Raw genomic sequence first — 26368 nt, 5'->3', positions numbered from 1 at the left:
GGTGCTTCCCCTAGAGCTTTACTAACCAAAACGGACTTGCTTAATTGTTTTCGTTCTAAATGTATAGAAAAAGCACGAGGTGCTGCATCGAACTTCGGACTTCGATTAAGAGGAGGAAAAAATCATGGATTTAGAATTACGTGGTGGTGGATTTTTACTTGCTGAAGTTTCCCCGGATCAGGTTTTTGTTCGTGAGGAAATAAATGAAGATCATCTGCAGCTTAAACGGATGGCACATAACTTTATGGTCAAAGAGGTTGCTCCGAAGATTGAGGAAATGGAGGAACAACAAGAAGGTGTTGTCCGCGAGGCAATGCGCCAAGCTGGAGAATTGGGATTATTAGGACTTGAAGTGCCTGAAGAATTCGGTGGTTTGAGCATGGATAAGGCCTCCACTGTTGTCGTGGGTGAAGAGGTTCCTCGCGGTGGTTCGTTTGCAGTGGCTTATGCAGCTCATACTGGAATTGGTACTTTGCCGATTGTCTATTTTGGAACACCAGAGCAAAAGGCCAAATATTTGCCCGGTCTCGCTAGTGGTGAAAAGATTGCCGCTTATTGTTTGACCGAACCCGGTTCAGGATCGGATGCTTTGGGTGCAAAAACGACTGCTGTTCTTAATGCAGAGGGAACTCATTATTGCTTGAATGGAACAAAACAATTTATAACTAATGCTGGTTTTGCTGATGTCTTCCTCGTCTATGCCAAAGTTGACGGAAAGCTGACCAATTTTGTCATCGAGCGTGAAACACCGGGTCTCTCCTTTGGACCAGAAGAGAAAAAAATGGGTATCAAAGGGTCTTCTACTCGTCAAGTCATCTTAGAAGATGTCATGGTTCCTGTAGAAAATGTGGTAGGTGAAGTAGGTCGCGGGCACGTGGTTGCCTTTAACATCTTGAATGTTGGACGTTTTAAACTGGCTGCGGGCGCTATTGGAAGTGCTTCAGTTGTGTTGGAGACAGCCCTTAAATATGCTTCTGAGCGCAAACAATTTGGAGTTGCACTCAACACGTTTGGAGCGATTCAAAGTAAACTGGGAGAAATCGCTACTAGGACTTATATGGCTGAAAGTGTCGTTTATCGTACAGCTGGTCTCATGGAGAATGGGTTCCACGGACTTGATCTGACCGGTGATTGCCGTAAAGAGGCGGGCAAAGCCTTGGAAGAGTACGCTATTGAGTGTTCTCTTAACAAAGTGTTAGCGTCTGAAGTTTTGGATTTTGCAGTCGATGAAGGAGTTCAGATTCATGGCGGTTACGGTTTCATTCAGGAATACCCGATTGAGCGAATGTATCGGGATTCCCGCATCAATCGCCTCTTTGAAGGAACCAACGAAATCAACCGTCTGCTCGTGCCAGGGACACTCCTAAAACGCGCTATGACTGGTGAACTTCCGTTGCTCCAAGCTGCTAAGGCTGTTAGCAAAGAACTAGTTTCCGGTGGGATGAGTAGTGATGCAGAGGGCTTAGAAGGTCTGACTCAAATCACTCAGAAGGCTAAGAAGTTGGTTTTGATGGCTGCAGGGCTTGCTGCTCAAAACTTGGGCGCTGGATTGAAAGACAATCAATTTGTTTTGATGGGACTGGCTGAGATGGTACTCCAAGTTTATGCGATGGAAAGTGCCGTTTTACGGGCTCGCAAAGTTCAAACTCTTGATGTTTCCGATCAGCATAAAGCGTTTGTCGAGAAAGCGGCAACACTGGGAACCTATGAGGCATTTAATATTCTCGAACAACAAGCTAAAGAAGTTCTGTGCGCTGTCGAAAAAGGAGATTCCCTCAGTACTGTTTTAGCAGGTATGCGTAAGCTCGTTCGTCGCCCAACGGTTGATATGATCGGGTTGCGCCAGGAAATCGCTCAATATGTCATTGAGAAAGAGGAATATCCGACTCGCTAAGAGAGTGAAAGTAATGGGTCTTTGCACGCTTACACGAGTTCCGTTTCACGCAGTGCGCAATGTGAACCGTGGTGTGTTTTTGGATCTGAACCGGGTTTATTCTTGTGAGAAATAGGAGTAAGCGCTTATGTTTGCGAAGAATTTCAGCGAACATGAGCGCTTACAAAATGGAAGTGCGCTTTATTTAAGAATGACGGAATATGGGAAGGTTAATCTTAAAGGGCAAACAATGTGGCAACGGACGGAAAAATTGATTAGCGTAGCCCACCCCGATTTCCGAGAAGAATTAATTCAAAAAGCGCAAAAGTTAGGTATCTGGCGGAGAAGCAATAAAATTTAAAATGTAGGAAATCAATAATATAGGCCATAGTCGGTTAAGACATGGCCTTTTTAGCTACAATGCTATCTGTTATCGAATGCGCATTTATCACAGAGGACGGTAAAGATTGAAATATATGCTGATTAAGTTATCAAACTATTCGGATATATCGTGTTTTTATGAACTAACTGTAGTAAAATGTAGTTAAAACAGAGTATGAAGTGAATGGAGTTGAATCAAGAGAAGTAATAACAAAGGGGGATAAGATTAGGATGAAAGCTAGTAGAGGAGAAGCTAGAACAAATAAGCAAAATATTAGCTTAGGGAAATATATTGGCAAAACATTAGTAACAGTTGTACCTATGGTATCTTTTATGGGACTGATGATTGTTTTAATATTGCGGTTAGATTGGTCTAAATCCGTACTTTTATTTCTATGTTTTCTATTATCCGGCTTAATCATTGGGGTTGTTGCCTCCTTGAAAAATTACAAAAAGTTTTTAAAACCCATCTATGTGATGGAACAAGGAATTATTCAGGTCGCTCAAGGGGATTTGACGCAAAGAATTAAAGTTATAAAGAATAGCGATGTTGCAGAATTAGGATATGCTTTTAATCATATGATGGAGAACTTTAACGGTATTATCCTGGATATTCGTGAGATGGCAAATTCTTGGGTCGTTTCGTCCGAAGAATTATCGGCCAGTTCTGAAGAAGTAACTGCGACGAACAGTGATGTTACCAGTCATACAAGCCAAATGGCTTTAGAGGCCCGAAATCAAGCTCAGACCATGCAACAGATGAAAACGATGGTAGCAGAACTCGCGAATGCTGCTCAAACAATCGCTGAACGTGCCAAGTCTGTTTCATGTGAGGCTGTAAAATCTGAACAACATTCCGAAGAAGGGTTGACTATGCTTTCGGTCATTGTGACTACCATGGAGGAAACCAATGAGTCCGTGAACAACTCTGTTCGGACGGTTGAGGATTTAGCCGATCAATCGTATCGCATCGGATCGATAACTGAAACGATTGCCCAAGTAGCACGGCAAACCAATCTTTTAGCACTCAATGCCGCAATAGAGGCTGCCCGGGCAGGGGAACACGGAAAGGGGTTTGCTGTTGTCGCTGATGAAATCCGTAAACTCGCCGAGAATGTTGCCTCTTCAACTCGCGAAGTAACGGAAATTACGGCTATGATTCAACAGAGTGTCCAGCACGCTGTTCAAGGAATGATGCAAACGAATACTAAGGTTAAAGAAAGTGTGGCATCGATTCACGAAGCACAGGCAGGCTTGACTGTTATTGCTCATGCGACGAAAGCAGTGGCTGACAATATTTCAGAGATCGCGGCCTCCAGCGAGCAAACGCTCGGAAATATGGAGGAGATGATCCACTATGTCAATACCGTCATAAACGTTTCGGAAGAAGCTGCTGCTACTGCTGAAGATATTGAGGAGGCAACCACGGAAGTGACGGCCACCATGCAAGTCGTTGCCGCAGCGGCCCAAGCCCTTGCGCAAAACGCTAGTCAGCTTCAGAAAGAAGTTGAACAATTTAAGGTATAGTGGGAACAATAACAAACAACTACATGGCAAAGGTATGTATCCGGTACAATAGAAATCTAGAAAAGAACTGTTCCCTTTGCCGGGGAAACGGTTCTTTATTTAATCTTAACGTGGAATTCACAATTTCATGACTTCTTAATCTTAAAATTTAGGTATACTAAATCTGTCCTCATTTAAAGAGGAAAAATAGGTCATGGAAGAAGGGGATTGTAATGTTTGGTTTTCTCTTAGTTTTGCTCTGTATTGGAGCCTATTATTATTATAAGCAAAATGGCTGTCATTCTCATAACTTGGCAAATTCTCACCCAGACGCACTTGACATTCTTCGTGCGCGTTATGCCCGCGGCGAGATTAATTCTGAGGAATTTAACGAACGCAAGAAAACTTTAGGATAAGGGGGAATACAAATGATGCATGGTGGTGGAAATGTGATGCGCGGGTTTGGTCAAGGTTACATGACTTATGGACACGGATGGATGGGATTTCTTCCTTTAGTTAGCCACCTAATTTTCTTTATTGTGGTAGTTGTGCTTGCTGTTATTTTCATGCGTCGACATGGTGCAAAAATTCGAACGAACCAAACTCAAAATGACCCTGCTTTAAAGATACTGCGTGAACGATATGCTCAAGGGGAGATTGACACAGAGGAGTTTAATCAAAGAAAGCAAGACCTCTCGAATTAATGTTAATGAGTTAAATGGGCTTCTATAATTAATGCTACTGCGATCTTCTTGCCAAGAAGGTCGCTTTTTTGTTTTTTCACCCATTCCGAGAATTTCTCAAATATTAATATTGAAGGCTAAGCAGTTCTCGTCTATGATAAGAGTAGGGTCAGTCGTAGAGTTTAACGTTGCATGTTGAAACTTTAAACTGATAGGCTGGCATAGGAAGAAATACGAGGTAACATTTTGAGAACCGGGGGTTATGATGGAACACTGTTCATCTTTAGGGAAAACGGCCTTACTCATTGCCATGGCCGAAGGAAATAGAACTGAAGAGTATGTGTCAAATGCAAGGGAAAAGGGTTTCCAAGTTGCGGTGGGTAAAGTTGGGTCTATGGATGTTCAAAAGGTTATTGCAGCGGTTGAGACTGCGGCCAAACGCGAGAATCTCGTAGATGATCGCTATCGCTCCCAACATGCTCTATATCACGCCATTCTTGATGCCTTACAAGGGTTAGGGCGAGGACCACTCCAGTTAGGGAATGTTTTGCGCACGGTCGGACTCCGTTTTGCAATCGTCCGCGGGCCGCGCATTGTTGAGGATACAGATGACCTCTGGATTGCCGTTGGTATGTATGGAATGATCGGGGCTCCGATTAAAGGGCATGAACATGAAGTGTGTGGATTAGGAATTAACCATTTATAATAGGGTTAATTCTTTAAAGAACATTTAAGTAAATTGCAATGAAATAGGGAATGCTCATAGTTATTAGATGTTAGAGGGCTAAGCTGTAAACGAATGTTTATGGCTTAATCCTCTTTTTCATTGCCTTGAGGAGGGAAAATATGAGCGTAGTATTAGCAGAAAAACTGGAGATTATCTTAGATGGAGAATCACTTACGTTTGAACAGATGGTTGCGGTGGCGCGGTACGGTGCCAAAGCTCGCTTAAACCCTGAGGCGAAAGAAAAAATCCTAAAATCCAGAGAGTACGTCGATCATCTGATTGAGGGAAATAAAACTGTCTACGGAATTACGACCGGCTTTGGGATGTTTAGCGATGTCTTGATTTCTAAAGAAGATGCTAAAAAACTGCAGCGTAATCTCATAATGAGTCATGCGACAGGGGTGGGTGAGCCCCTGCCCAATGAAGTGGTCAGAGGAATTTTGCTGCTGCGAGCCAATGCCTTAGCGAAGGGATTTTCCGGCATACGGCTCTCCACCTTGGAAACGTTGCTTGCGGTGTTGAATGAGGGAATAGTCCCTGTTGTACCTGAGAAGGGGTCGCTCGGAGCGAGCGGGGATTTAGCGCCTTTGTCCCATATGGTTTTGGTCTTGATCGGTGAGGGAGAAGCGTTTTATAAGGGGCGTCGGATGAGTGGACGGGAGGCATTAGCTATAGCAGGAATAGAGCCCGTTGTTTTGGAAGGAAAAGAGGGTCTGGCCCTGATTAACGGAACCCAAGTTATGACGGCGGTTGCAGCTCTCGCAGTTTGGGATGCGGAAATTTTATGGGAATCTGCAAATATTACAGCTGCTTTGACCTTAGAAGCCCTCGAAGGGATTCTCGATGCGTTTGATCCAAAAATTCATGCAACGCGTCCGCATTCGGGTCAGATGGAAGTGGCCCAACAAATTCGACTCCTTACCGCAGGGAGTACGTTTGTGGCAGGCAAACAACGCCTTAGGGTTCAGGACGCTTACGCCCTACGTTGTATTGCCCAAGTTCACGGTCCTTCAGGGGATGCGATAACTTATGTAAAAAAGGTTGTAGAAATTGAGATGAACTCTGCAACTGATAATCCCTTGATTTTCCCTGAAGAGGGGGAAGTTCTCTCCGGCGGGAATTTTCACGGTCAACCTGTGGCCTTAGCGATGGACTTTCTGGGAATTGCGGTGGCTGAACTCGCTAATATCTCAGAGCGACGCTTGGAACGTTTAGTTAATCCCAACTTAAGTGGACTGCCTGCGTTTTTAACCCCTGATGGAGGATTAAATTCTGGATTTATGATTGTGCAGTATTCTGCAGCCTCACTGGTTTCCGAGAACAAAATATTGGCTCATCCAGCTAGTGTGGATTCGATTCCTTCTTCGGCAAACCAAGAAGACCATGTGAGCATGGGAACGATTGCCGCCCGTAAGGCCCGAAGTATCTTGGAAAACGCAGTTCATGTTGTGGCTATGGAACTTCTAGCCGCCTGCCAGGGTGTTGATTTAAGAAAGGGAACAGAGCACCTTCAACTGGGGAAGGGAAGCGAGGGTGTTTACCAGCTTGTTCGGTCAAAGGTAGGCATGCTAAAAGAGGATCGCGTCATGTATACGGATATTCAGGTTGCTAAAGAGTTGGTTTCTTCAGGGAAGCTCGTTGCAACGGTACAGCATTAATTATGAAAGAAAAGGGTAGAAACGGAATTATCATTTGGTTTACTAGATTATAAGAGGAGTTCTAGAAAAGAAGTAGGATGTATTCAATCATCAAGCAAGAGGAGGATGAAGTATGATTGTTGCACATGAAAGAGATGTCAAAAGGTTAAAACTTGAAGGGGACTCACTGAAAAATGTCCATAAAAAAGTCCTTATTTCTCCCCAGGAAGGCTGGGAAGGACATGTTATGCGGGTTTTTGATCTAGATGTGGCCCCACATTATTTACATCTTAATGGGAAACGGGATCCTTCATTTAGATGGAATAGATCAGTAGGGCATAAGTAGTGTAGTGTGCAGTGTGAAGATTTTCGGATTGGGTATAATAAAACAAAAGGTAAAGATTCATGTTTAGATGTTTAGACATGAATCTTCTTCTATACTTTTATAGTTTGTAACCATGTTGCAACTAAATGAAGCGCCCGCGCGAAGGCTGAAAACCAAATCTAGCTGCATACTGAAGAAAAAAGAATGTATAGAGTATTTACCTTGACATATAGCATAGGGGGGTATACTATATTCATGTGAGGTGATTTCATGAAGCCAGAAGAAAAGCAAGTCCATTCTTGTCCAGTTTGTCAGAGTAGCGGGGAAGATACAGGAGAACGAACGAGCCACCATGATGATAAAACAATTAAAGAACTCGTAACTCGGATGAACCGCATTGAAGGACAAATTCGGGGAATTAAAGGGATGATTGAGCGTCACGTCTATTGTGATGATATTTTAAATCAGATATCCTCTGCTCAATCCGCCTTAGATGGTGCATCACGATTGCTCCTAGAAAAACATATGAAATCGTGTGTCAGAGAACAACTCCAAGACGGAGATGAACAGGTTATCGATGAGGTTCTAAAAACCATCTTTCGCATGATTCGCTAAGCGCTCTATGAATTCACTTATATTTGGTGGAGGTCTCTTTAAGGAGGGATAAAACACATGACAGAACAAGCAGTCCGAGAGAAAAAAGAAATTCAAGTCTATGGCATGTCCTGCCAGAATTGCGTCAACCATGTCACTAAGATTTTAGAGAAATACCCTAGTGTGGAGCATGTGCAGGTGTCCTTAGATGATTCCAAGGCTACTTTTGATTGGGATCCCACTCAAGTCAACTTGGTGGATATACAACAGGAAATTGAGGAAGCCGGATATTCTATGGAAAAGCCTGCCGATGGACAGGAAGATCAGGAAAAGGCAGAGCCTGATAGGCCGGATAAACAAGGGAATACTGGGAACAAAGGGACCTCAGAAAGGTCGGATTCCCCCCCCGCCACTCTGGTCGCAGGAGAACAAAAACAGCAGTTTAAAATTAGTGGCATGACTTGTGCTAATTGCGCTTTGACGATTGAAAAGGGTCTTAAATCGATGCCTGGGGTTAAAACAGCTGCCGTTAATTTTGCTTCGGAAAAACTTACAGTGGAAATGGATCCCAATGTAGTTAAGGAGGAAACTCTCCTTGCAAAGATCAAGGACCTCGGGTATGCTGCTCAAAGCCAAAACGATGGAAAACAACAATTTAAAGTAGCCGGAATGACGTGCGCCAATTGTGCCTTAGCGATTGAGAAAAAGCTCAAAGGAACTCAGGGAGTACAAAATGCCGCGGTTAACTTCGCGAATGAAACGGTTACGGTGGAGTTTGATCCAGGTGTCGTTACTATGCGAGAAATCTTTGAACAAGTGCGGGACGCGGGCTATACTCCCCTCGAAAATAAGGGCGAAAATCAAGACGATCGGAGCGCGATCAAACAGCGCAACTGGCTGATTTTCAGTGCGGTTCTTTCGTTGCCTGTTATGCCGCTGATGTTTCTCCCAATGTCAAGACCTATAATGTATACGATTCTTGCTTTGGCCACGATTGTCCAGTTTACGGCTGGTTGGACCTTTTATCGCGGAGCTTATCACGCCTTGAAAAACCGCTCAGCCAATATGGATGTCTTGGTGGCCTTGGGGATTACAGCTGCTTATGGGTATAGTCTAATGACGACGTTGCACATGTTCTTCCCGGCGTTATTTTTCGAGGGACCCAATTTTTTTGATACGTCCGCTTTGCTGATCACCTTTGTGCGCTTCGGAAAATATCTGGAGGCTAAAGCGAAAGGGCGGGCTGGTCAGGCCTTAAAACGACTGCTGGAGTTACAGGCTGATAAGGCGCGGTTACTTGTCGACGGTCAAGAAAAGGAAGTAGCTGCATCGGATTTAAAAATCGGCGATCTTGTCCTCGTAAAATCGGGGGAACGAATACCAGTTGACGGGGAAATCATGGAAGGACAAGCTAGTATTGATGAGGCGATGCTGACAGGGGAATCCATCCCTGTTGACAAAAAAGTGGGCGACCCTGTGATTGGAGCCACGATTAATCGATCGGGGAGTATTAAAGTAAAAACGACCAAAACTGGTCAAGATACCGTCCTTTCTGGAATCATCAAAATGGTGGAAGATGCCCAAGGGGTTAAGCCCCCGATTCAACGGCTAGCGGATACGATTTCTAATTATTTTGTTCCCACAGTCGTTTCTATTTCAGTCATAACCTTTTTAATTTGGTACTTGGGGCTGCATAGTACGTTTGTATTTGCCTTCACGGCTGCGATTGCTGTTTTGGTGGTTGCTTGTCCTTGTGCTTTGGGACTGGCCACTCCGACGGCGATTATGGTTGGCAGTGGGGTAGGGCTAAATCGTGGTATCTTATTCAAATCAGCTGCTGTACTCGAGGGGATTGCTCACTTACAAGTGATTGGGTTTGATAAAACGGGGACGTTGACCAAAGGGACTCCTGAAGTGACGGACATAATATTGTATGATTCTTATACAAAAAAAGATGTCCTAACAATTGCGGGAGCAGGTGAAAATCCCTCGATTCACCCGCTGGCACAGGCGGTTGTCGCCGAGGCCAAGAAAGAACATCTGATCATCCAAGAGGTGGAGAATTATTCAGAAGTGGGCGGCTATGGCGTCACCTGTGCTTATGAAAGTCAGCAGTTACTCATAGGTAACATTAAGTTGATGCACTTGAACCATGTGGATGTCCAAGAAGCAGAAAAGGACTTTCATCGCCTAGCTGAAGCGGGCAAAACTACCAGCTTTATAGCCTTAGGGGGTCGAGTGATTGGACTTATCGCCCTAGCAGATGTGGTTAAAGAGAGCACAAAAGAGGCCATTGATCGGCTGCATGAGCTAGGGTTGAAAACCTTCATGATCACAGGGGACAATAAAAAAGTCGCTCAGATGGTGGGAGAACAGGTCGGGATTGATGAAGTGATGGCTGAAGTCTTACCACAAGATAAGATAAATATTATTAAAAAGTATCAAGACCAAGGCTTTAGAGTAGCAATGGTGGGGGATGGGATTAATGACGCACCAGCCTTAGCCCAATCCGATGTTGGAATTGCTATTGGCTCAGGAACCGATGTGGCCAAGGAAACCGGAGATGTCGTTTTAGTCCGCAATGACCTCCTTGATGTCGAGCGAGCAATACGCTTAGGGAGAAGGACGCTTGCTAAAATAAAACAAAATCTTTTCTGGGCTTTGATTTATAATACGATCGGTATCCCAATTGCTGCCGGAATCCTGTATCCTCTAACCGGGCAACTTTTACCTCCTGAGTGGGCTGGACTAGCCATGGCCTTCTCGTCTGTATCCGTGGTGACCAGTTCGCTCCTGTTGAGAAGGTATGACAAAAAGCTGGTGGCCTAGACTTGGGTTAGTTTTCCTCTGTAGGCACTTCATAGTGCGATCTTAGGAGGATAAATATAAACGGTGAAATTTCGAATGGGGGTGAGAACATGAGCCAAACTATACTGAAAATTGAGGGTATGACTTGTAACCATTGCAAGATGAGGACTGAAAAAGCATTGCAAGGGGTAAGTGGTGTTGAAAGCGTTAAAGTCGATCTTGCGGCCAAAGAAGCTGTTGTATCGGGAGATGCTGAGCGCGCTAATCTCGTCAAAGCGGTTACAGATGCAGGGTATACAGTGGTGGGATAAGTATTTAACAAAAAGAACCGTTATCAAGCGGTTCTTTTTGTTTTGCCAAACTCTGTACACAGGGTGAATCAGGGATTGAACATTTGGATAAACTATCCCTGAGGTGATGATCTTGCCCAGAAATGATGGCAATAAAGATAAGAGTGAAGACTTAAAGAAACTTGAGTTAACAATCCGTAATATCCACAAAAATGAAGAATTCTTAGCGGAAAATGCTGAGGAACTTACTCCACATCAACTTAAGGATGTCAAAGCACATCTGGCATCCAAAAAGAAACACCTTGAAGAAACAGATGGTACTATTAAATAGGAGCGTTACGCTCCTTTTTTGTTTATATTCTTCCGCTATTTGTATACTTAAGCAAATATGATAAAATGGCTTGCGGACAGATAAAACAGTACTAGTTTTCGGATAGCCTCTTGATTTTATGTCTAAGCGAGGAGAGCACATGATCGGCTGGAGAATTATCAAGACAGGGATTGCGGTTACCTTATGTCTGTGGATTGCTCAATTACTAAACTTTGAATATCCGTTTTACAGTGCCATTGCCAGCGTCATCGCCATGCAAGCCACGATAGAGGGTTCATTGAAAGCTGGAATTCATCGCATGCAGGGAACGATCGTTGGTGCCATAACGGGCTATGCCTTTGCGCTCGTCGCAGTACATAATCCTTGGTGGACAGGTCTGGGTCTCATTGGAACCATGATGGTTCTGAAGTATATGAAGTGGCCTGAAGCAATGAGTATAGCAAGCATTGTTTTTATCGCTATTACCGTAAATCTAACTGGAAAGCCCCTTGATTATGCGGTTAATCGCATCATTGATACGGCTTTAGGAATTGTTGTTGCCTATTTGGTGAATCGTTGGGTTGTTCCACCATTTCGGGTGCTTCTAGATTCTGAGGAAAGGCTAGAAGAGGAAAATGAAAAGGGCAAGGTTAAGGGTAATGAATGAACAATTTAAATATAAGATACAATATTACAAGAGGGATACTTGCGTATCCCTCTTACCTGAAATCCCGTTACCACTTTGGGGTAACGTTAGATGCGGGTTCCACCCTTGAGATGTTCCTCTGCAAATTGAATCATGCGTTTGGTCATTTGACCGCCAACAGATCCATTTTCACGACTTGTGCGGTCGCCCCCAAGTTGAAGGCCCATTTCATTTGCTACTTCATACTTAAATTGATCCAATTGTTGTGAAGCTCCTTGAGCTGCGGGTGTATTAGTGTTTCTTTCTCCTGCCATGATAGGTGCCCTCCTTTAAAATTGTGTTTGTGTACTGGAACATTCTTATTATGTGTGTTAGCGATTTTCTTACTCAGGTAATTATTGCTACAATATAGAGTGCTTTCCTTTTCTGGATGACTGGAGGTTAAGGACTAAAATTGTGCTTAAACATGGCATGAATGAAGGTTGATTTTACCAGGCTCAAGGGATAAAATAAGACTATGTTTAGTAAGGCTATGTTTAAGAGATTATAGGAGGCTGCAGGATCTTGAAGATGAAGGAACCGGTTAACACTTGGACTCATTTTATTCCGTTTATGGCAGCAATTGTGGGGCTGGTATTTCTCATTCTTATGAGTAAAAACGATATTTCCAAACTTATTACCATGACAATCTATGGGCTTAGTATGATCGCTCTTTATGGGGCAAGCTCAGTCTATCATTGGGTTCGGACCACACCTCAGAAAGAACTTATCCTAAAAAAGGTTGATCATATCGCAATCTACTTTTTAATTGCGGGTTCCTATACCCCGGTTTTTTACTATGGACTAGAAGGGGCATGGCGCTGGGCGATGCTTATTGCTGTTTGGACCTTAGCCACCATAGGAATGGCGTTAAAACTGTGGTTTATTCATGCTCCACGTTATGTATCGTCCGCTTTTTATGTCTCCCTTGGCTGGATTGCGTTAGTCCCGTTCTTACAACTTATTAAACATTTAGAAATGGGAGCGATTATTCTCATGGCCGTAGGTGGCGTAGTATATACAATAGGCGCCATTATCTATGCTACCAAAATCTTTGATTTCTTTCCGAAACGCTTTGGATTTCATGAAATATTCCATTTGTTTATTGCGGCTGGAAGTATTGTGCATTTTATTATGATACTAATTTATATTGTACCCATGAAGGGATAGACTGTGAAACTACGATTACTTATATGAGAAATTAGAGGAGTGGCATATATTGCCACTCCTCTTTATTGATTTTCTTCTGAGCAAAAAGCCGCGGCCTCTTCTGCGCTGCAATTCCCGTATACGAGTCTCATTAACCCAGGATAATACGTATCAAATCCTAGGACACCGTTCCAAACGATATTAAGAACCTGATCTTTAGAGGGTTCCGCATCTGCCAGATCAAGGAACGTGCGATACCGAATTTCACCATTATCCATATCCATTTCAAAGTTTCCGTTGGCAAGTTCATAGTTTACTCGGCTCATGAAATCACATACTTCTAGGCGTTTGGAGTGGGGGATTTTTTGATTAATATGCGTATTGCAAAGTAAGGATTCTTGCTCTTCATCAACCAAAAGGAAAGAACGAAAATTTGTGTTAACGCCGCGAACCTCAAGTTTGATGATTTCATTCTTGTTGTCAAAATCAAATTCCCAGCCGTTTTGTTTTAGAATTTCATAGAGCACTCGAAACAAAGACATGTATTTACCACCCTCCCTTATCTAGCCTCTTTTTAACAGAATTCCACGCGGAGTCTGTCAATTCCTTCTAGTAAAGAATGGTATTTTAAAAATATACTTTTCTGAAAAAAGCAGGTTATTCTTAATCTATCGCGAATTAAAATAGAGATAGGTAACTCAAAGGAGGGCTTTTGTTGAGTTCACTTAAACACCAAATCCTTTTGTTGATGCTAGGTTCGCTGGTGGTTTTAGCAGCGATTTTTATTTTTGTATTCGGATGGTATATGCGCGTACGGGCCGTGGATGCAGCCATCGTTAAAGCAAAAACGGATTTAGAAACTTGTATGGAAATCATTCAACTCAGCGCCCCGGGTCCTTGGCATGTAGAAGGGGGAACACTTTACAAAGGGCAAACTCAAATTTCGCATCGCACGGAACTTGTGGATCATTTAGCTGAATTAACGGGCGATACAGTGACTCTATTTCTAGATGATACTCGCGTTGCTACCACTGTGCGCAGTGCTGATGGAGAACGGGCAATCGGCACAAAGGTGTCGGATCTAGTTGCCCTGACCGTCTTAAAAAATGGTCAGATTTACCTTGGAGAAGCGAATGTAGTAGGACAACTTTTCCAAACGGCCTATGAGCCAATTCGTGATGCACAGGGGGACATAATAGGGATCTTTTACGTTGGAATTTCAAAAAGTTATGCACAGTTATTCATTGTTAATTCGTTAATCCGCATGGCTTTGCTTGGCTTGGGACTGACCCTGATCGTTATTTTAATGACTTGGTTTTTTATCCAGAAAGTCATCATCCGCCCACTCCATGATATCACGCTAGGAACGCGTGATGTCGCAACTGGGCATATGACTGAAAAAGTCAATGTTACCGGGCCTAAAGAAATTGGAGATTTGGCGGTTGCTTTTAACCAAATGGTTGAGCGACTAGGGAATATAGCAGACGAAATGAGCAAAGCGACAGCGCCAAGAGAGCAAAAAGAGAACTACGGATTTTTTGTTGATGAACAGAGTGTTGAGGAAAACGATATTTTGAACGAGAGTAGTCCGATGAAATCCTCGAATGCCGGATATGATGGTTCGAGTAATTTTTACTGCACTGGAGGGCAAGTCTTGCCGAAAGGGCTGAATCAGCTTACCCTAAGGCAAATCATCTCCTTTTTGCGCGAAACAGACATTCCTGTTTCGGCTGAAAATGTCGCTGAAGGGGTAAATCTTACTAGGGTAACGGTTCGTAGGTATTTGGATTTTTTGGAACAATCCGGTGTTTTGACAACGGAGTTAAAATATGGAACAGTGGGGAGACCAGTAAAACTATTTCAGTCAGTAAACGATCTAAGTATCAATAAAATGGGATAAATATGCAGATATACATAACTAAAAACCTCCATAACAGGAGGTTTTAGTTATGTATATTAAAGTTTCTTTATTTACTTAATGAACATAATGGTGACAAGATGATGAAAGATAGATAAGCTAAAATGGGAAGAAATTTTCGGAATATTCCGGGATTGTGAATTATGTGACAATCATTGGAATCAAAGAAATCCGGGAAATGGTTTAAAACATACCTCGAACAAGAAGTCGTAAACACTTGCCAAATGTCATAGGTATGTTTTAGAAAACATTTTAGGGGAGGAAAAAGAGATGGATGTTTCTCGTCGTGGTTTCCTGAAACTTTCAGGGCTTTCCATCGCTGCATTTGCCACTGGCTTGGGATTTGACCCTGCCGTAGCAGAAGCAAAAGGGTATGCGCTGAAACTGGAAGGAAGCAAAAAGATACCGAGTATCTGCCACTTCTGTTCCGGAGGATGTGGAATGCTCTTGTATGTGAGAGAGGGTAAGTTGATTCACCTGGAGGGTGATCCGGATCACCCGACCAATGAAGGGACTCTCTGTCCCAAGGCGGCAAGTTTACTTAGCGTAGCCAACTCACCGGACCGTGTGACCAAGCCGAAACGCCGTGCGCCAGGAGCAGATCATTGGGAAGAAATTTCTTGGGAAGACGCACTTGACCGCGTTGCCAAGAAAACAAAAGAAGTTAGAGAGGCTAGTTGGAAAGCTGCCGATGAAATTGTCAATGCTAAAACAGGACAAACGGAATCGTTCGCAGCGAGTCGCGCTGAAGGAATCGCTTTTTTGGGTTCTGCTGAAGTGGATAATGAAGAGTCCTACCTTATTTCGAAATTTTGTCGCTTAATCGGCACACCGTACAATGAACACCAGGCCCGTATATGACACGCTCCCACGGTGGCAAGTTTGTCACCTTCATTTGGTCGGGGCGCGATGACAAATTCCTGGTCTGATTTGCAAAATGCTGAGGTCTTTTTAATTGCGGGTAGTAACTGTGCGGAAAACCATCCGATTGCAATGCGTTGGATTAATCGAGCAAAGGAAAAAGGCGCAAAAATAATTGTTGTAGATCCGCGCTTTACGCGGACTGCATCTAAAGCAGATCTCTTTGCTCAAATCCGTCCGGGAACGGATATTGCCTATTTGGGCGCTATTATTAATTACATTATAGAAAATAAATTATTTGATCAAAATTATGTCTTAAATTACACCAATGCCCTGCTTAAACTAAGCAAAGATTATAAATTAGAAGAAGGGCTCTTCTCAGGTTATGATACCAAAACACGAAAGTATGGTGTCGCGAGCTGGGGTTATCAACTTGGACCAGATAACAAGCCTATTAAAGCGGAAAACCTTGAGGACCAGGACAGCGTATTTGCGAAGCTCAAAGCTCACTATTCAAGATACACGTTCGAAACAGCCGAGAAAATAACCGGTATTCCTGCGGCTAAAATTAAGGAAATTGCTGAGACGTTCTCCAAAGGAAAACCAGGAACCATTCTCTATGCCTTGGGAATGACTCAACACACTACAGGTGTTCAAGGAATTCGTGCCTATGCTGTTATCCAATTGCTCTTAGGTAACATCGGAAAAGCTGGTGGGGGCATCAATGCACTGCGTGGAGAGCCGAATGTTCAGGGTTCGACCGACATGGCCAACCTTTTTAATAATTTGCCAGGTTATTTGCCACATCCCATCAGTACGGATAAGAGCATTCGTGATTATCTTGTTCGCAATGGGTCAGTTCAAGAAAAACCGTTAGTAGCCCTTCTTAAAGCATGGTTTGGTGAAAATGCCACTAAGGAGAATGACTACGGGTTTGGATATTTGCCGAAAAACAATCCCTCAACGAACGCGACGATGGTAAAACTCTTTGAGCTGATGCAAAAAGGACAATTTAAGCTTCTCTTTAACGTTGGCTCCAATTCGTTGGTTTCCATTCCGAACCGACAGCTCGTCCGTTCTGCCTTAACTAAACTCGATATGATGGTCGTATCCGACCTCTACGAAATCGAAACTGCCCAGTTTTGGCGTGAACCTGGGGTAAAATCGGCAGATATTAAGACGGAAGTGATCATGTTTCCAGCGGCCTTTGTGTATGAGAAAGATGGTACCTTGACGAATTCTTCCCGTTGGATCCAGTGGAAAGATGCCGCGCTTAAGCCACTTGGGGAATCGAAACCGGACCTAGATCTTTTGGATCATCTCTTTAAGAAAATTCGTAAATTGTATGCTGGGAGCACGGATGCTAAAGACGCCCCAATCTTAAATGCTCGTTGGGATTATGGTGAGGTGCCAAGTGCTTTAAAAGTGCTTCAGGAACTCAATGGCTATGATGAAACAACGGGTAAGCTAACTCCGACTTTGGCCGATTACTTAAAAGCACCGGTTGGTACGGTTTCGACTGGATGCTGGATCTATGCAGGGGTAACGGGGAACGGAAACCTGGCGGCTCGTCGTAAAAATGCTGACGCTACAGGTCTTGGATTGTATAAAGACTGGAGTTTTGCTTGGCCGGGGAATATTCGGATTCTCTATAACCGCGCTTCCTGTGATGATAAAGGGCAGCCGGTTGATGCCAAACGCAAACTTATATGGTGGGATTCTGTAACCAATGTGTGGGCAGGAAATGATGGACCGGACGTTGTGGATAAGACCAAGGGACCTGATACGCCTGAAGGGAAGCAAAGTTTCCGTATGAATCCAGAGGGAGTAGGTCGTTTATTTGCAGCCAATTATATGAGTGGTATGCCGGTAACGCCGCCCGCAGACGGTCTACCTGCTATCGGTGTTCGTCCTGCTGGGTTATGTGTGGATGGACCAATGCCGGAATTTTACGAACCGACAGAAAGTCCGACGACCAATATTTTGCATCCGAAGGTCTCTATCAGTCCAGTGGCCTTGGTTCTTTCCTCTTCTCCAGAGATTCAGAAAATCGGTAAAGCAGAAGATTTCCCGCATGTCCTGACCACTTATGGAGTTGTCGAGCATTTCTGTGCAGGGGGGATAACCCGTAATATTCCGTGGCTTAATGAGATCATGCCGGAACCTTTTGCTGAATTCAGTAAAAATCTGGCGAGTAAAATTGGGGTTAAAGAAGGAGATATGGTCGAAGTTTCTTCTGCTCGCGGTAAGGTCACCGTTCGAGCTTTAGTAACGGATCGCCTCCAGACGTATAAAGTCAACGGAAAGGACACTGAAACCATCGGAATGCCCTGGAGCTGGGGCTTTGCCAGCTTAAGTCCTGGTCCGAGTACCAATGATTTGACCATCGCTGCACTGGATCCTGGAGCAGGTACTCCAGAGTACAAAGTTTGCCTAGTCAACATAAGGAGGGCATAGCGATGACAAGGAAAATGGTTTTTGTAGACACGTCAAAATGTACTGGGTGTAAAGCTTGCTCTGTGGCCTGTAAGGAATGGAATGAGCTACCCGCGGAAAAAACCCAGCTGGTTACAAGTTATCAAACTCAAAAGGACTTTACCACGAAGACGTGGACGTATATGACATTCATTGAGAAGTATGAAAATCAAAAAATGAATTTTCTAATGCGCAAGGCTCAATGCTTCCACTGTGCTGAACCTGCTTGCCTAAAGGCTTGTTCTTCGCAGGCAATTTCCAAGACTGACTCCGGGTACGTCGTGATCGATCACGATAAATGCATTGGGTGTGGATATTGTGTCGAAAATTGCCCGTTCGGGGTGCCGAAGCTCGATCCAGTCAAGAAGAAATCCTACAAATGTACGGGGTGCATCGATCGTGTCGAAAATAACTTGAAGCCAGCGTGTGTCCAAACCTGTCAGCCTGGGGCTTTAGAGTTTGGAGAACGTGACGCCTTGTTAGCCCAAGCGAAAAAGCGTCTCTCTGAAGTACAAAAGACTCATCCCAAGGCACAGCTCTATGGAGAAAAGGAAATGGGTGGCACGACCTATTTCTATCTGTTATTGGACAGCCCAGACGTTTATGGACTCCCTGTTAGCCCAACAATACCGCTCTCTCTGACCTTGTGGAAAGATGTTATTCGTCCAGTTGGTGGAATAGCAGTTGGTGGAGCGGCTGCCGCCGTGGTTGTTGGGGTTTTCGCCAATCTCTTGAGAGGAAATTACAGGTCCAGCGAGGATGACTCTACCAATCAGGCAAATAGCAAGAAAGGGGGGAAATCGTAATGGCAGTCAAAATGCAAACCAAGAATCAAACCCAAAAGCCGATTGATCCAAATAAGGTTTTACGTTTTACTAAGGGAGAACGCCTGAGTCACTGGGTTCATGCCATTGCCTTCTTTGTGTTGCTCTTTACCGGACTTGGAGTTCTCAGCACTGTTTTCCAACCAGTGATGACTGTCTTCGGGGGAATTCAAGTTGCTCGGGTGATTCACCGTGGTGTAGCGGTCGTTTTTGTTGCTGTGGTGGGTCTGATGTTCTTTGTTGGAAATCCACGCTATCACTGGGAATGGTTAAAATCGGTTTTTAACTTCACGAGAGCAGATTTGCAACACGTCACGGCATTTCCTAAGGAGTTCTTCGGGGGACACGGTACCTATCCACCTCAAGACAAGTATAATGGGGGAGAAAAAATTAATTCGCTGATCACTATTTTTGGCTCTGTTTTTATCACGCTTAGTGGAGTCGTGATGTGGTTCGCCCCATCGTTTCCTGTTGTTTTGGTCCGTTGGGCTTATCCTGTGCACGACCTGTCCATGATTATGATGACGGCAGCTGCCATCGGGCATATGTATTTAGGCCTTTTACACCCGGATTCAAACCCTGCATTGCCAGGTATGCTGAATGGTTATGTGTCCACAAAGTTTGCGCGTGCACACCACGCCAAATGGTATGAACGGGTAAAGAATGAGCAAAAGAATGTATAATTATATTCATAGATATTGTACATTGATCGAGCATGAAGGTAGTAAGGAGAGACCCTTTGATGGACAAAATAACGCCTAAAACGGAAATTACGGAAGATATGACAATGGAACACGCTTATCAGACCTATAGCCTACTTAAGCAAGAAGTCAGATGCTGGCAAGATGAGAGGGGTAACTTCTGGACGGAGAGATTGATTCCTGCGGAGACTCCCCCTTACTATCCCCTTGTGGATTTACCGGAAGATGCGGTTTTAGAACTTTGGCAAAGGTTGAATCGGGTCGAGGGAGTAGTCGTTTCAGAATCGGACTTAAGGGAAAAATGGATTGAATTTAAGGCAGTTCAACCCGTAACAGACACAGAAATGTTAAGTCGCTTATACATCACATTAAGCGGCGTGGCACGGCTTTCTCGCGAAACGGCTGTGGAAACGAAAAAGGATGCGGTTAATTACCAAGCTGATCATCTGGAAGAAGTTTCGCACGAAAGCAGGGCATGCCTGATATGTGGTGAGGATGCCGCGCTTTCTGTACTCACTCCACCAAACGGTAAACGTTACATGCACTGTATGTTGTGCGGCCATGAATGGCCAGCGAAGCGTGTCGGCTGCATTTGCTGCGGAAGTGAAGAAGCATCTGAACAGATCTACCTTCATACAGAGGAATTTCCAGGCGTTGATATGGTCGTTTGCCAAGTATGCGGGCAGTATTTCAAAGAGGTGGATTTGCGCGTACTATCTGTGGAAGACTTTGTTTGGGAAGATGTGAGAACCCTACCGTTAAATTATGCGGCGGAACAATGGTTTGCCGAACATGCAAAACTATCTGGAAATGTCCAGTGAGGCCTAAAGTTCTATAGGTCCTGGACGAGGAGAAGCGCTCAGAAATGATTTATCTGAGCGCTTCTTAATATTTTCCAGACATATCTTGGTCTGTTATAAGGCATTGTTCTTGTATATTGTGAAATTTCACTATATAGTGATAAAACACATTGCGATAAAACTGAAGGAGTGAAAATGTGCAACCAATAAAGGGCAGAGAACTGGTATATGCGATTTTATTAGAGGATGGTTCATATTGGTTAGGTGGAGGGATCAATAACAAAGTTAAATTACGAACAACACTTAATTTGAGTATGGCAGCTTATCTCCCCTTCGATAGTGCTTGTGGTTATGTAGATCAAATTAGAGGTAAGGACATAAATTGTGAAGTAGTTAAGGTACTAATATCTGTCATTGATTAACTAGTAAGCTCTCCTTTTCAACATCTTATATAGAAACTATTTGCACACGCCTTGAAATAAGGGGTGTTTTCTTATGCCAAATAGTGAGCCATAAATGGAGAACCAGAGAACTTGTACCCAATCTAGAGCATAAAATAAACCAAGATAAAGTGCTTCCAGAATTTACAGAAGAGTAAACATGAACACCAGACCCTCGATCTAATTCTCGAAAAAGGCACTGAGTGGATCAGCCACACCATATAAGGCTTAGGGGATGAAGTTAAAATGCTTTTGGCCGAAATTGTTGGTAAATATTTAGTTAAATTGGAGGTTGATTTATGCCTACTTTCATTCAAGGTACAGAATCCATTACCCCAGAACAATGTCTTCAGTATATCCTTAAAGTAAACCCTGATGCTCCCGACATTATTCCTTTTTACAAAAAATATGGTGAAATCCTAAATATTCAATGGGGTTACGCCGTTGCTCAAATGATTAAGGAAACAGGTTATCTCAGATTCGGCGGGGATGTTTTGCCTGAACAGAATAATTTTGCGGGAATTGGAAATGTTGGTGGAGGTGCAAAAAGCGCGGTTTTTTCTACCCCTGAAGAGGGAGTATTAGCCCACTTGGAACACCTATATGCGTACGCTTCAGTAGAACCTTTGCCAATGGATCTATTGAAGCTGGACCCGCGATTTGATTTAGTGAGTCGTGGAGTTGCGCCCAATTGGGAAGATTTAAATGGACGCTGGGCTGTTCCTGGGGTTGGATATGGGGAAGCCATTGGAGATATTTATAATCAGATTACTAAAGAAGTAGCAATAGCACAAGGAGGAAACGACGTGTTAGATGTAGCAGTCCTGTTATATACCAAGGAAGATTATTGGGCAGGAACGGATGTTTCAACTAAGAACGGAAATTGTGCAATATTCATCCGCCCTGACAATCATTCAGTGCCAAAGGATGCCATGAATACCCAAAAATTAATCGTTATCGGAGGACCGACTACAGGGCACCCCGATGAAGTATTACTATCTGGAAAAACAAAGTACGATACAGCAGCAGCGGTTGCGAAATATCTTGGTTAAGAAAGAAGGCCTAAGCAGGATCAACTTGTTATTATCTCAATACAGACTCCGAAGGTAATTTGAAAGTCAATAGACCGGCAGTTAAAGAAATGGAGCACCTTGAAGGGAAATATCTGATCCGTTCATCAGAAAACATTCTTTCAGTGGAAGACATGCTTTAGGTTACATGCCTCAAGCACTTGAACCACAAGGTATTAAAAAGAAATCTTTGAGGATATGCCCCAGAGCGTGTTATAATAGATTTTTATTCTAATGGATAATTACGTCATAGCACTTATGTAATTTTTTTGATAATATTAAAATCTAATGCTTGAGTGGGAATAGTAAATATGATAAACGAAAGTTAAGGAGTTAAAGACATTGAACCAAACGGATTTAAAATTCGAAATTAATTCTCGTAAGACCTTTGCGATTATTTCCCATCCGGACGCAGGTAAAACAACTTTGACTGAAAAGTTGCTTCTTTTTGGAGGGGCAATCCGCGAAGCTGGTTCTGTTAAAGCCAGAAGATCGGAACGCCATGCAACTTCGGATTGGATGGACCTAGAACAGCAGCGGGGTATTTCTATCACTTCAAGTGCTCTTCAATTTAAATATCAGGGATATGTCATTAACATCCTAGATACACCGGGTCACCAAGATTTTAGTGAAGACACGTACCGTACCCTGACCGCAGCCGATAGTGCCGTTATGCTGATTGACGCCGCCAAAGGGGTTGAAACCCAGACAAAAAAACTGTTTCATGTCTGCCGTCAACGAGGGATCCCAATCTTTACCTTCATTAATAAATTTGACCGTAATGCAAAGGATCCCCTTGATTTAATGGATGAAGTAGAAAAGGTGTTGGGAATTGAATCGTATGCAATGAATTGGCCGATCGGTATGGGCCCAGATTTTAAAGGAATTTACGATCGACAGACAGAGCAGGTTGAACGGTTTATGGAAGGAAGCAGTAAATCTAGTGCTAAGCCACCCGTATCTGGAGCCCTCAGCGATCCAAACGTACAGGAAGGCATTGGCGAAGTCCTTCTGAACCAGCTTAAGGAGGAAATTGATCTTTTAGATTCGGCCGGGAATACCTTTTCTCAGGAACGAGTGGATCGTGGAGAAGTAACACCGGTCTTCTTTGGAAGTGCGCTCAATAACTTCGGTGTCCCTAACTTTTTGCACAGTTTTCTTGACCTTGCACCCGCTCCTCAACCACGCAGCACGAATATAGGTGTATTAGATCCGGAAACCCCTAGCTTTTCTGGGTATATCTTTAAAATACAAGCCAACATGAATGCCCAGCACCGCGACCGCATTGCGTTTATCCGGGTTTGTTCTGGTCGCTATGAACGGGGCATGAATGTGATTCATACGCGTTCCCATCGCCGACTTCGACTCGCTCAGCCTCAGCAGTTGTTTGCTCAGGAACGAACAATTCTTGATCAGGCTTTTGCAGGCGACATTATTGGGGTACATGATAGTGGATTTTTAAGGATCGGAGATGTCCTTGCCGAAAAAGATGGGCTTCAGTTTGAAGCGATGCCTTTCTTTAGCCCTGAAAACTTCGCCCGCATTAATATTGCGAATGCATTAAAGCGCAAACAGTTTATTAAAGGGATCCAAGAATTACAGGAAGAGGGAGCAATTCATGTTTTCCGAGATCTACATGTGGGAGTTGAGGCTCCAATAATCGGTGTTGTCGGGCAATTACAATTTGAAGTGCTAGAATACCGTTTGCGTGAAGAATACGGAGTTCAGGTCGATATCCAACACCTTCCCTATGAAATTGTGCGCTGGGTTGAAAAAGATGAAAAGCTTATTAAACTTCTTACAGAATCCAGCATGAGCACGGTCGTTATAGATAAAGATGAAAATTATGCTGTTTTATTGTTGGATGAATGGAAGGCAAAATGGTTGAGTGATCGTTACGAGATCGAATTTCATGTTCAGCCTCATGTAACCTGACGAACTATTGTCGTTTAGGCGAATACAAGAAGGCCTGGTATTAACCGGGCCTTCTTGGCATATCTAATCCTCATACAAAAAAAATCTACGCCGTAGCACAAATTCACGGTGTGCCGGCGTAGAGAAAAGGGAATGGAGGGGATAAGTGAAATCAGAAGGTGGCTAGCCTCTAGAAGGCAATGCATTGGGCGCAATTACCGCGATCAGGGCACTGAGAACATGTTGGGGGATACAAGACAGATGCATTGGCAGAAGTATTTTCATTTATGGTGAAATATTGCAAGATGAAGCCTCCTCTTATACAGTTCAATATTCTTGCTATTATTATACTACAGTTGGCACAAAAAAGTATATCTGTATCGAAAATATTTTAATAATTTTCATAGTTATACAACAGTGATCTTATCATTAACGTCCGCTCAGTATTGAGAGGCCACCTGTGAATCGATGTAATGTCCTTTCTGAAATCTCATTTAGGATTGAACGGTGAACGTTCGATCTAAGAGAATATGCCCGCCTATAGAGTCTCCAAATTCACCATTAATAAGAATACTAACGCCGTTGATTCCTGGGATTTGTGTCATTGACCATACAATTGATTTTATAGTCAAATCCTCCTCTAAGGCCCCACCGGAGAAATCATCTTGAATACTCTTATTAAAGTCGATTGTGGCTATGCCATTTATAATGTTAACGGAGAGAATCTTAGTTGTCGGGGCAAGGGTTGCCGTAAGTTTGCTCGACCGTGGTCCCTGAATGAGCTCACCTAAGATATAGGTTGCCTTTTGGGAGAGGTTTAGTTTGGTCCAAACTGCCCTATTAATTTGACGATCTTCGGGAACAAGCTTTTCTAAGTTATCATTCGAAAAGTAAAGATTATAGGTATCCTCGTTAACAGAGGGAGGACCTTCTTGCGGTGCAACTGTAGGTGCAGTATCCCGCACTCCCTGCGGAAAAACATTGAAGTAATCCTCAATGCCTGTGCCTATAGCTGCGGCGACCAAGTCTCGGTAATGGTCCGACAACAAAAGTTTTCTTTCCCTAGGGTTTGAGATAAACCCGACTTCAACAATCACAGCCGGCATTTTGGTTTGATTGATAAGGTAATAGTCGCCTGCTTTGGCATTACGTTTGTTATCATTTTGAAGCTGAGTGAGCTGTTTTTGGATTAGTTCTGCCAGTTCTTTACCAGGAGCAGATTTTTGATGGTAATAAGTTTCCATCCCGTAGGTATTCCGTTGGGGGAAGCTGTTGGCATGAATGCTAACAAACAAATCTGCATTATTTGCAGAAGCTAAATTAATTCTTTGGTTCAATTCTGCTCGTTTAGCCATGCGTCCTTTGACATATCCAGGGAGGAAGAAATCTTTATCCACTTCTCGCGTCAGAATAACATTACACCCTCTCGATGCTAAGACATTACGTAAACGTAGAGAAATATCTAAGTTTACGTCTTTCTCTTTAAGCCCTGAATTTTGTGCGCCAGGGTCAGCGCCTCCATGTCCAGGGTCTATGACGATCACTTTGTTTTTTAGACCAGCAGTAAATACAGTGGTTAATTTTAATGAGCCGGCTCCAATCAATAAAACGATCAAGGCTATCAGAGCCCCAAAAACCCAACTTTTTCGGACTAGCACAATGACCGATCGCTGAAACATTCTTCAGCACGCTCCTCTCATTAGAGTTTATCATTTATGTATATTGTGAGGAGGTGTAAAGTAAACATAATTGATGAGAAAAATGGTTGTTATTAAGTCGGTCATTATGATGGGAGGATGAGGTAAGGTGTTAGTTATCGTAGCGATAATGGTATTCCTATTAAATATTCCCTTCGGCTATTGGAGGGGGAATGTTAAAAAGTTCTCTTGGCAATGGTTTTTATCCGTTCATTGTCCGGTTCCCGTTATCATACTTCTTCGATTAAACTTGGGCCTTGGATGGGAGTGGACAACATATCCCATGCTTGTGGGATCCTATTTTTGTGGGCAATTGGTCGGAGGAAAGTGGTATAAAGTTTGGAAGAAGTCTATGAGGGTGAGCAGCTGTCTGCTTTGGGATATAGCTCGGAGCCGCTGGATTATAATAATTTCTCGTTAATGGATATTATCTTCGAGCATACTTTATGTTTGAAAGAGGATGAATAAATAATGGTTGACGAAGGAAACCTCGGTTTTACTGATATTATAAAATACTTGAATAAAACATATAACCTATGAAATAATAGTTGACAGAACGTGTCGTCAAATGGTACTATAACTGAGCGCCACAAAGACGCACACTGATTGAACGAGTAAGGGGTAAAACCTTCGAACTTGTCAATCCAAACAAAACAAATTAGTCATTGACAACGAGAGTTGAAAATGCTAAAATGTAGAT

At 43.3% G+C, this 26368-nt stretch carries 24 protein-coding genes and 1 pseudogene; 22 read left to right on the top strand and 3 right to left on the bottom strand.

Features of this window, described 5'->3' with window-relative positions:
* Nucleotides 1-124 precede the first annotated feature (124 nt).
* The 13 genes and pseudogenes from DSOL_RS16360 (at nt 125) to DSOL_RS16300 (ending at nt 11801) form a co-directional block, all read left to right on the top strand.
* The gene (locus DSOL_RS16360) at nt 125-1894 is read left to right on the top strand and encodes an acyl-CoA dehydrogenase family protein (protein WP_075365899.1); all 1770 of its coding nucleotides are present in this window, start codon (nt 125-127) and stop codon (nt 1892-1894) included.
* Between the two features lie 190 nt (nt 1895-2084).
* Nucleotides 2085-2234 (top strand): annotated as a pseudogene (locus tag DSOL_RS16355) (acetyl-CoA hydrolase/transferase C-terminal domain-containing protein); the annotation flags it as partial.
* 251 nt (nt 2235-2485) lie between these two features.
* Nucleotides 2486-3781 carry a methyl-accepting chemotaxis protein gene (locus DSOL_RS16350; RefSeq protein WP_075365898.1) on the top strand — a complete coding sequence of 432 codons (1296 nt, stop codon included), beginning with the start codon at nt 2486-2488 and terminating at the stop codon, nt 3779-3781.
* A gap of 212 nt (nt 3782-3993) precedes the next feature.
* The gene (locus tag DSOL_RS16345; RefSeq protein WP_075365897.1) at nt 3994-4176 is read left to right on the top strand and encodes an SHOCT domain-containing protein; all 183 of its coding nucleotides are present in this window, start codon (nt 3994-3996) and stop codon (nt 4174-4176) included.
* 12 nt (nt 4177-4188) lie between these two features.
* Entirely contained in the window at nt 4189-4464 is a 276-nt protein-coding gene (locus tag DSOL_RS16340) for an SHOCT domain-containing protein (protein ID WP_083642662.1), read from the top strand.
* A 244-nt stretch (nt 4465-4708) separates the two neighbouring features.
* Complete coding sequence (hutP, locus tag DSOL_RS16335) at nt 4709-5149, top strand: histidine utilization transcription antiterminator HutP (RefSeq protein ID WP_075365896.1); 441 nt, start codon at nt 4709-4711, stop codon at nt 5147-5149.
* Nucleotides 5150-5289: 140 nt separating this feature from the next.
* Nucleotides 5290-6828: a histidine ammonia-lyase gene (gene hutH, locus DSOL_RS16330; protein WP_075365895.1), complete on the top strand. Its 1539-nt coding sequence runs from the start codon at nt 5290-5292 to the stop codon at nt 6826-6828.
* A gap of 112 nt (nt 6829-6940) precedes the next feature.
* Nucleotides 6941-7153, top strand: a complete 213-nt coding sequence (locus DSOL_RS16325; protein WP_075365894.1) for a cupin domain-containing protein — start codon at nt 6941-6943, stop codon at nt 7151-7153.
* A 249-nt stretch (nt 7154-7402) separates the two neighbouring features.
* Complete coding sequence (locus tag DSOL_RS16320) at nt 7403-7747, top strand: metal-sensitive transcriptional regulator (protein ID WP_075365893.1); 345 nt, start codon at nt 7403-7405, stop codon at nt 7745-7747.
* A 57-nt stretch (nt 7748-7804) separates the two neighbouring features.
* Nucleotides 7805-10555, top strand: a complete 2751-nt coding sequence (locus DSOL_RS16315) for a heavy metal translocating P-type ATPase (RefSeq protein WP_075365892.1) — start codon at nt 7805-7807, stop codon at nt 10553-10555.
* Nucleotides 10556-10644: 89 nt separating this feature from the next.
* Nucleotides 10645-10845 carry a CopZ family metallochaperone gene (locus DSOL_RS16310; protein ID WP_075365891.1) on the top strand — a complete coding sequence of 67 codons (201 nt, stop codon included), beginning with the start codon at nt 10645-10647 and terminating at the stop codon, nt 10843-10845.
* Nucleotides 10846-10957: 112 nt separating this feature from the next.
* Complete coding sequence (locus DSOL_RS16305; RefSeq protein WP_075365890.1) at nt 10958-11155, top strand: hypothetical protein; 198 nt, start codon at nt 10958-10960, stop codon at nt 11153-11155.
* 139 nt (nt 11156-11294) lie between these two features.
* A complete protein-coding gene (locus DSOL_RS16300) occupies nt 11295-11801 on the top strand; it encodes an FUSC family protein (protein WP_075365889.1) in 507 nt (168 codons plus the stop codon).
* A gap of 86 nt (nt 11802-11887) precedes the next feature.
* On the opposite strand, the gene DSOL_RS16295 is transcribed toward DSOL_RS16300, so the two are convergent.
* Entirely contained in the window at nt 11888-12094 is a 207-nt protein-coding gene (locus DSOL_RS16295) for an alpha/beta-type small acid-soluble spore protein (RefSeq protein ID WP_075365888.1), read from the bottom strand.
* Between the two features lie 256 nt (nt 12095-12350).
* Here DSOL_RS16295 and trhA point away from each other — a divergent pair, with 256 nt between their 5' ends.
* Nucleotides 12351-12989, top strand: coding sequence for a PAQR family membrane homeostasis protein TrhA (gene trhA / locus DSOL_RS16290; RefSeq protein WP_170871539.1), 639 nt, complete (start codon nt 12351-12353; stop codon nt 12987-12989).
* 62 nt (nt 12990-13051) lie between these two features.
* Here the strand turns inward: trhA and DSOL_RS16285 are convergent, their stop codons facing one another.
* The gene (locus tag DSOL_RS16285; RefSeq protein ID WP_075365886.1) at nt 13052-13510 is read right to left on the bottom strand and encodes a YbjN domain-containing protein; all 459 of its coding nucleotides are present in this window, start codon (nt 13508-13510) and stop codon (nt 13052-13054) included.
* Between the two features lie 173 nt (nt 13511-13683).
* Here DSOL_RS16285 and DSOL_RS16280 point away from each other — a divergent pair, with 173 nt between their 5' ends.
* The 8 genes from DSOL_RS16280 (at nt 13684) to DSOL_RS16245 (ending at nt 23992) form a co-directional block, all read left to right on the top strand.
* Nucleotides 13684-14868 (top strand): cache domain-containing protein, encoded by a 1185-nt coding sequence (locus DSOL_RS16280; RefSeq protein ID WP_075365885.1) that lies wholly within the window; start codon nt 13684-13686, stop codon nt 14866-14868.
* Between the two features lie 288 nt (nt 14869-15156).
* Nucleotides 15157-18204, top strand: coding sequence for a formate dehydrogenase-N subunit alpha (gene fdnG, locus DSOL_RS16275; RefSeq protein ID WP_083642658.1), 3048 nt, complete (start codon nt 15157-15159; stop codon nt 18202-18204).
* A 2-nt stretch (nt 18205-18206) separates the two neighbouring features.
* Nucleotides 18207-19028 carry a 4Fe-4S dicluster domain-containing protein gene (locus DSOL_RS16270; RefSeq protein ID WP_075365884.1) on the top strand — a complete coding sequence of 274 codons (822 nt, stop codon included), beginning with the start codon at nt 18207-18209 and terminating at the stop codon, nt 19026-19028.
* Complete coding sequence (locus DSOL_RS16265) at nt 19028-19729, top strand: formate dehydrogenase subunit gamma (RefSeq protein ID WP_075365883.1); 702 nt, start codon at nt 19028-19030, stop codon at nt 19727-19729. The genes DSOL_RS16270 and DSOL_RS16265 overlap by 1 nt, the downstream gene beginning before the upstream one ends.
* A 59-nt stretch (nt 19730-19788) precedes the next feature.
* Entirely contained in the window at nt 19789-20568 is a 780-nt protein-coding gene (locus DSOL_RS16260; RefSeq protein WP_075365882.1) for a formate dehydrogenase accessory protein FdhE domain-containing protein, read from the top strand.
* A 176-nt stretch (nt 20569-20744) separates the two neighbouring features.
* Nucleotides 20745-20969: a hypothetical protein gene (locus tag DSOL_RS16255; RefSeq protein WP_075365881.1), complete on the top strand. Its 225-nt coding sequence runs from the start codon at nt 20745-20747 to the stop codon at nt 20967-20969.
* Nucleotides 20970-21286: 317 nt separating this feature from the next.
* Nucleotides 21287-22039: a glucosaminidase domain-containing protein gene (locus DSOL_RS26780; protein WP_083642656.1), complete on the top strand. Its 753-nt coding sequence runs from the start codon at nt 21287-21289 to the stop codon at nt 22037-22039.
* A gap of 360 nt (nt 22040-22399) precedes the next feature.
* Entirely contained in the window at nt 22400-23992 is a 1593-nt protein-coding gene (locus tag DSOL_RS16245; RefSeq protein ID WP_075365880.1) for a peptide chain release factor 3, read from the top strand.
* Between the two features lie 473 nt (nt 23993-24465).
* Here the strand turns inward: DSOL_RS16245 and DSOL_RS16240 are convergent, their stop codons facing one another.
* Nucleotides 24466-25650 carry an N-acetylmuramoyl-L-alanine amidase gene (locus DSOL_RS16240; RefSeq protein ID WP_075365879.1) on the bottom strand — a complete coding sequence of 395 codons (1185 nt, stop codon included), beginning with the start codon at nt 25648-25650 and terminating at the stop codon, nt 24466-24468.
* Nucleotides 25651-26368 lie beyond the last annotated feature (718 nt).

Origin of the sequence: Desulfosporosinus metallidurans (assembly GCF_001936615.1) — a bacterium.
Classification (GTDB): Bacteria; Bacillota; Desulfitobacteriia; order Desulfitobacteriales; family Desulfitobacteriaceae; genus Desulfosporosinus; species Desulfosporosinus metallidurans.
The sequence above is the reverse complement of the archived record's forward strand: the minus strand, read 5'-3'. Positions and strand labels throughout refer to the sequence as shown.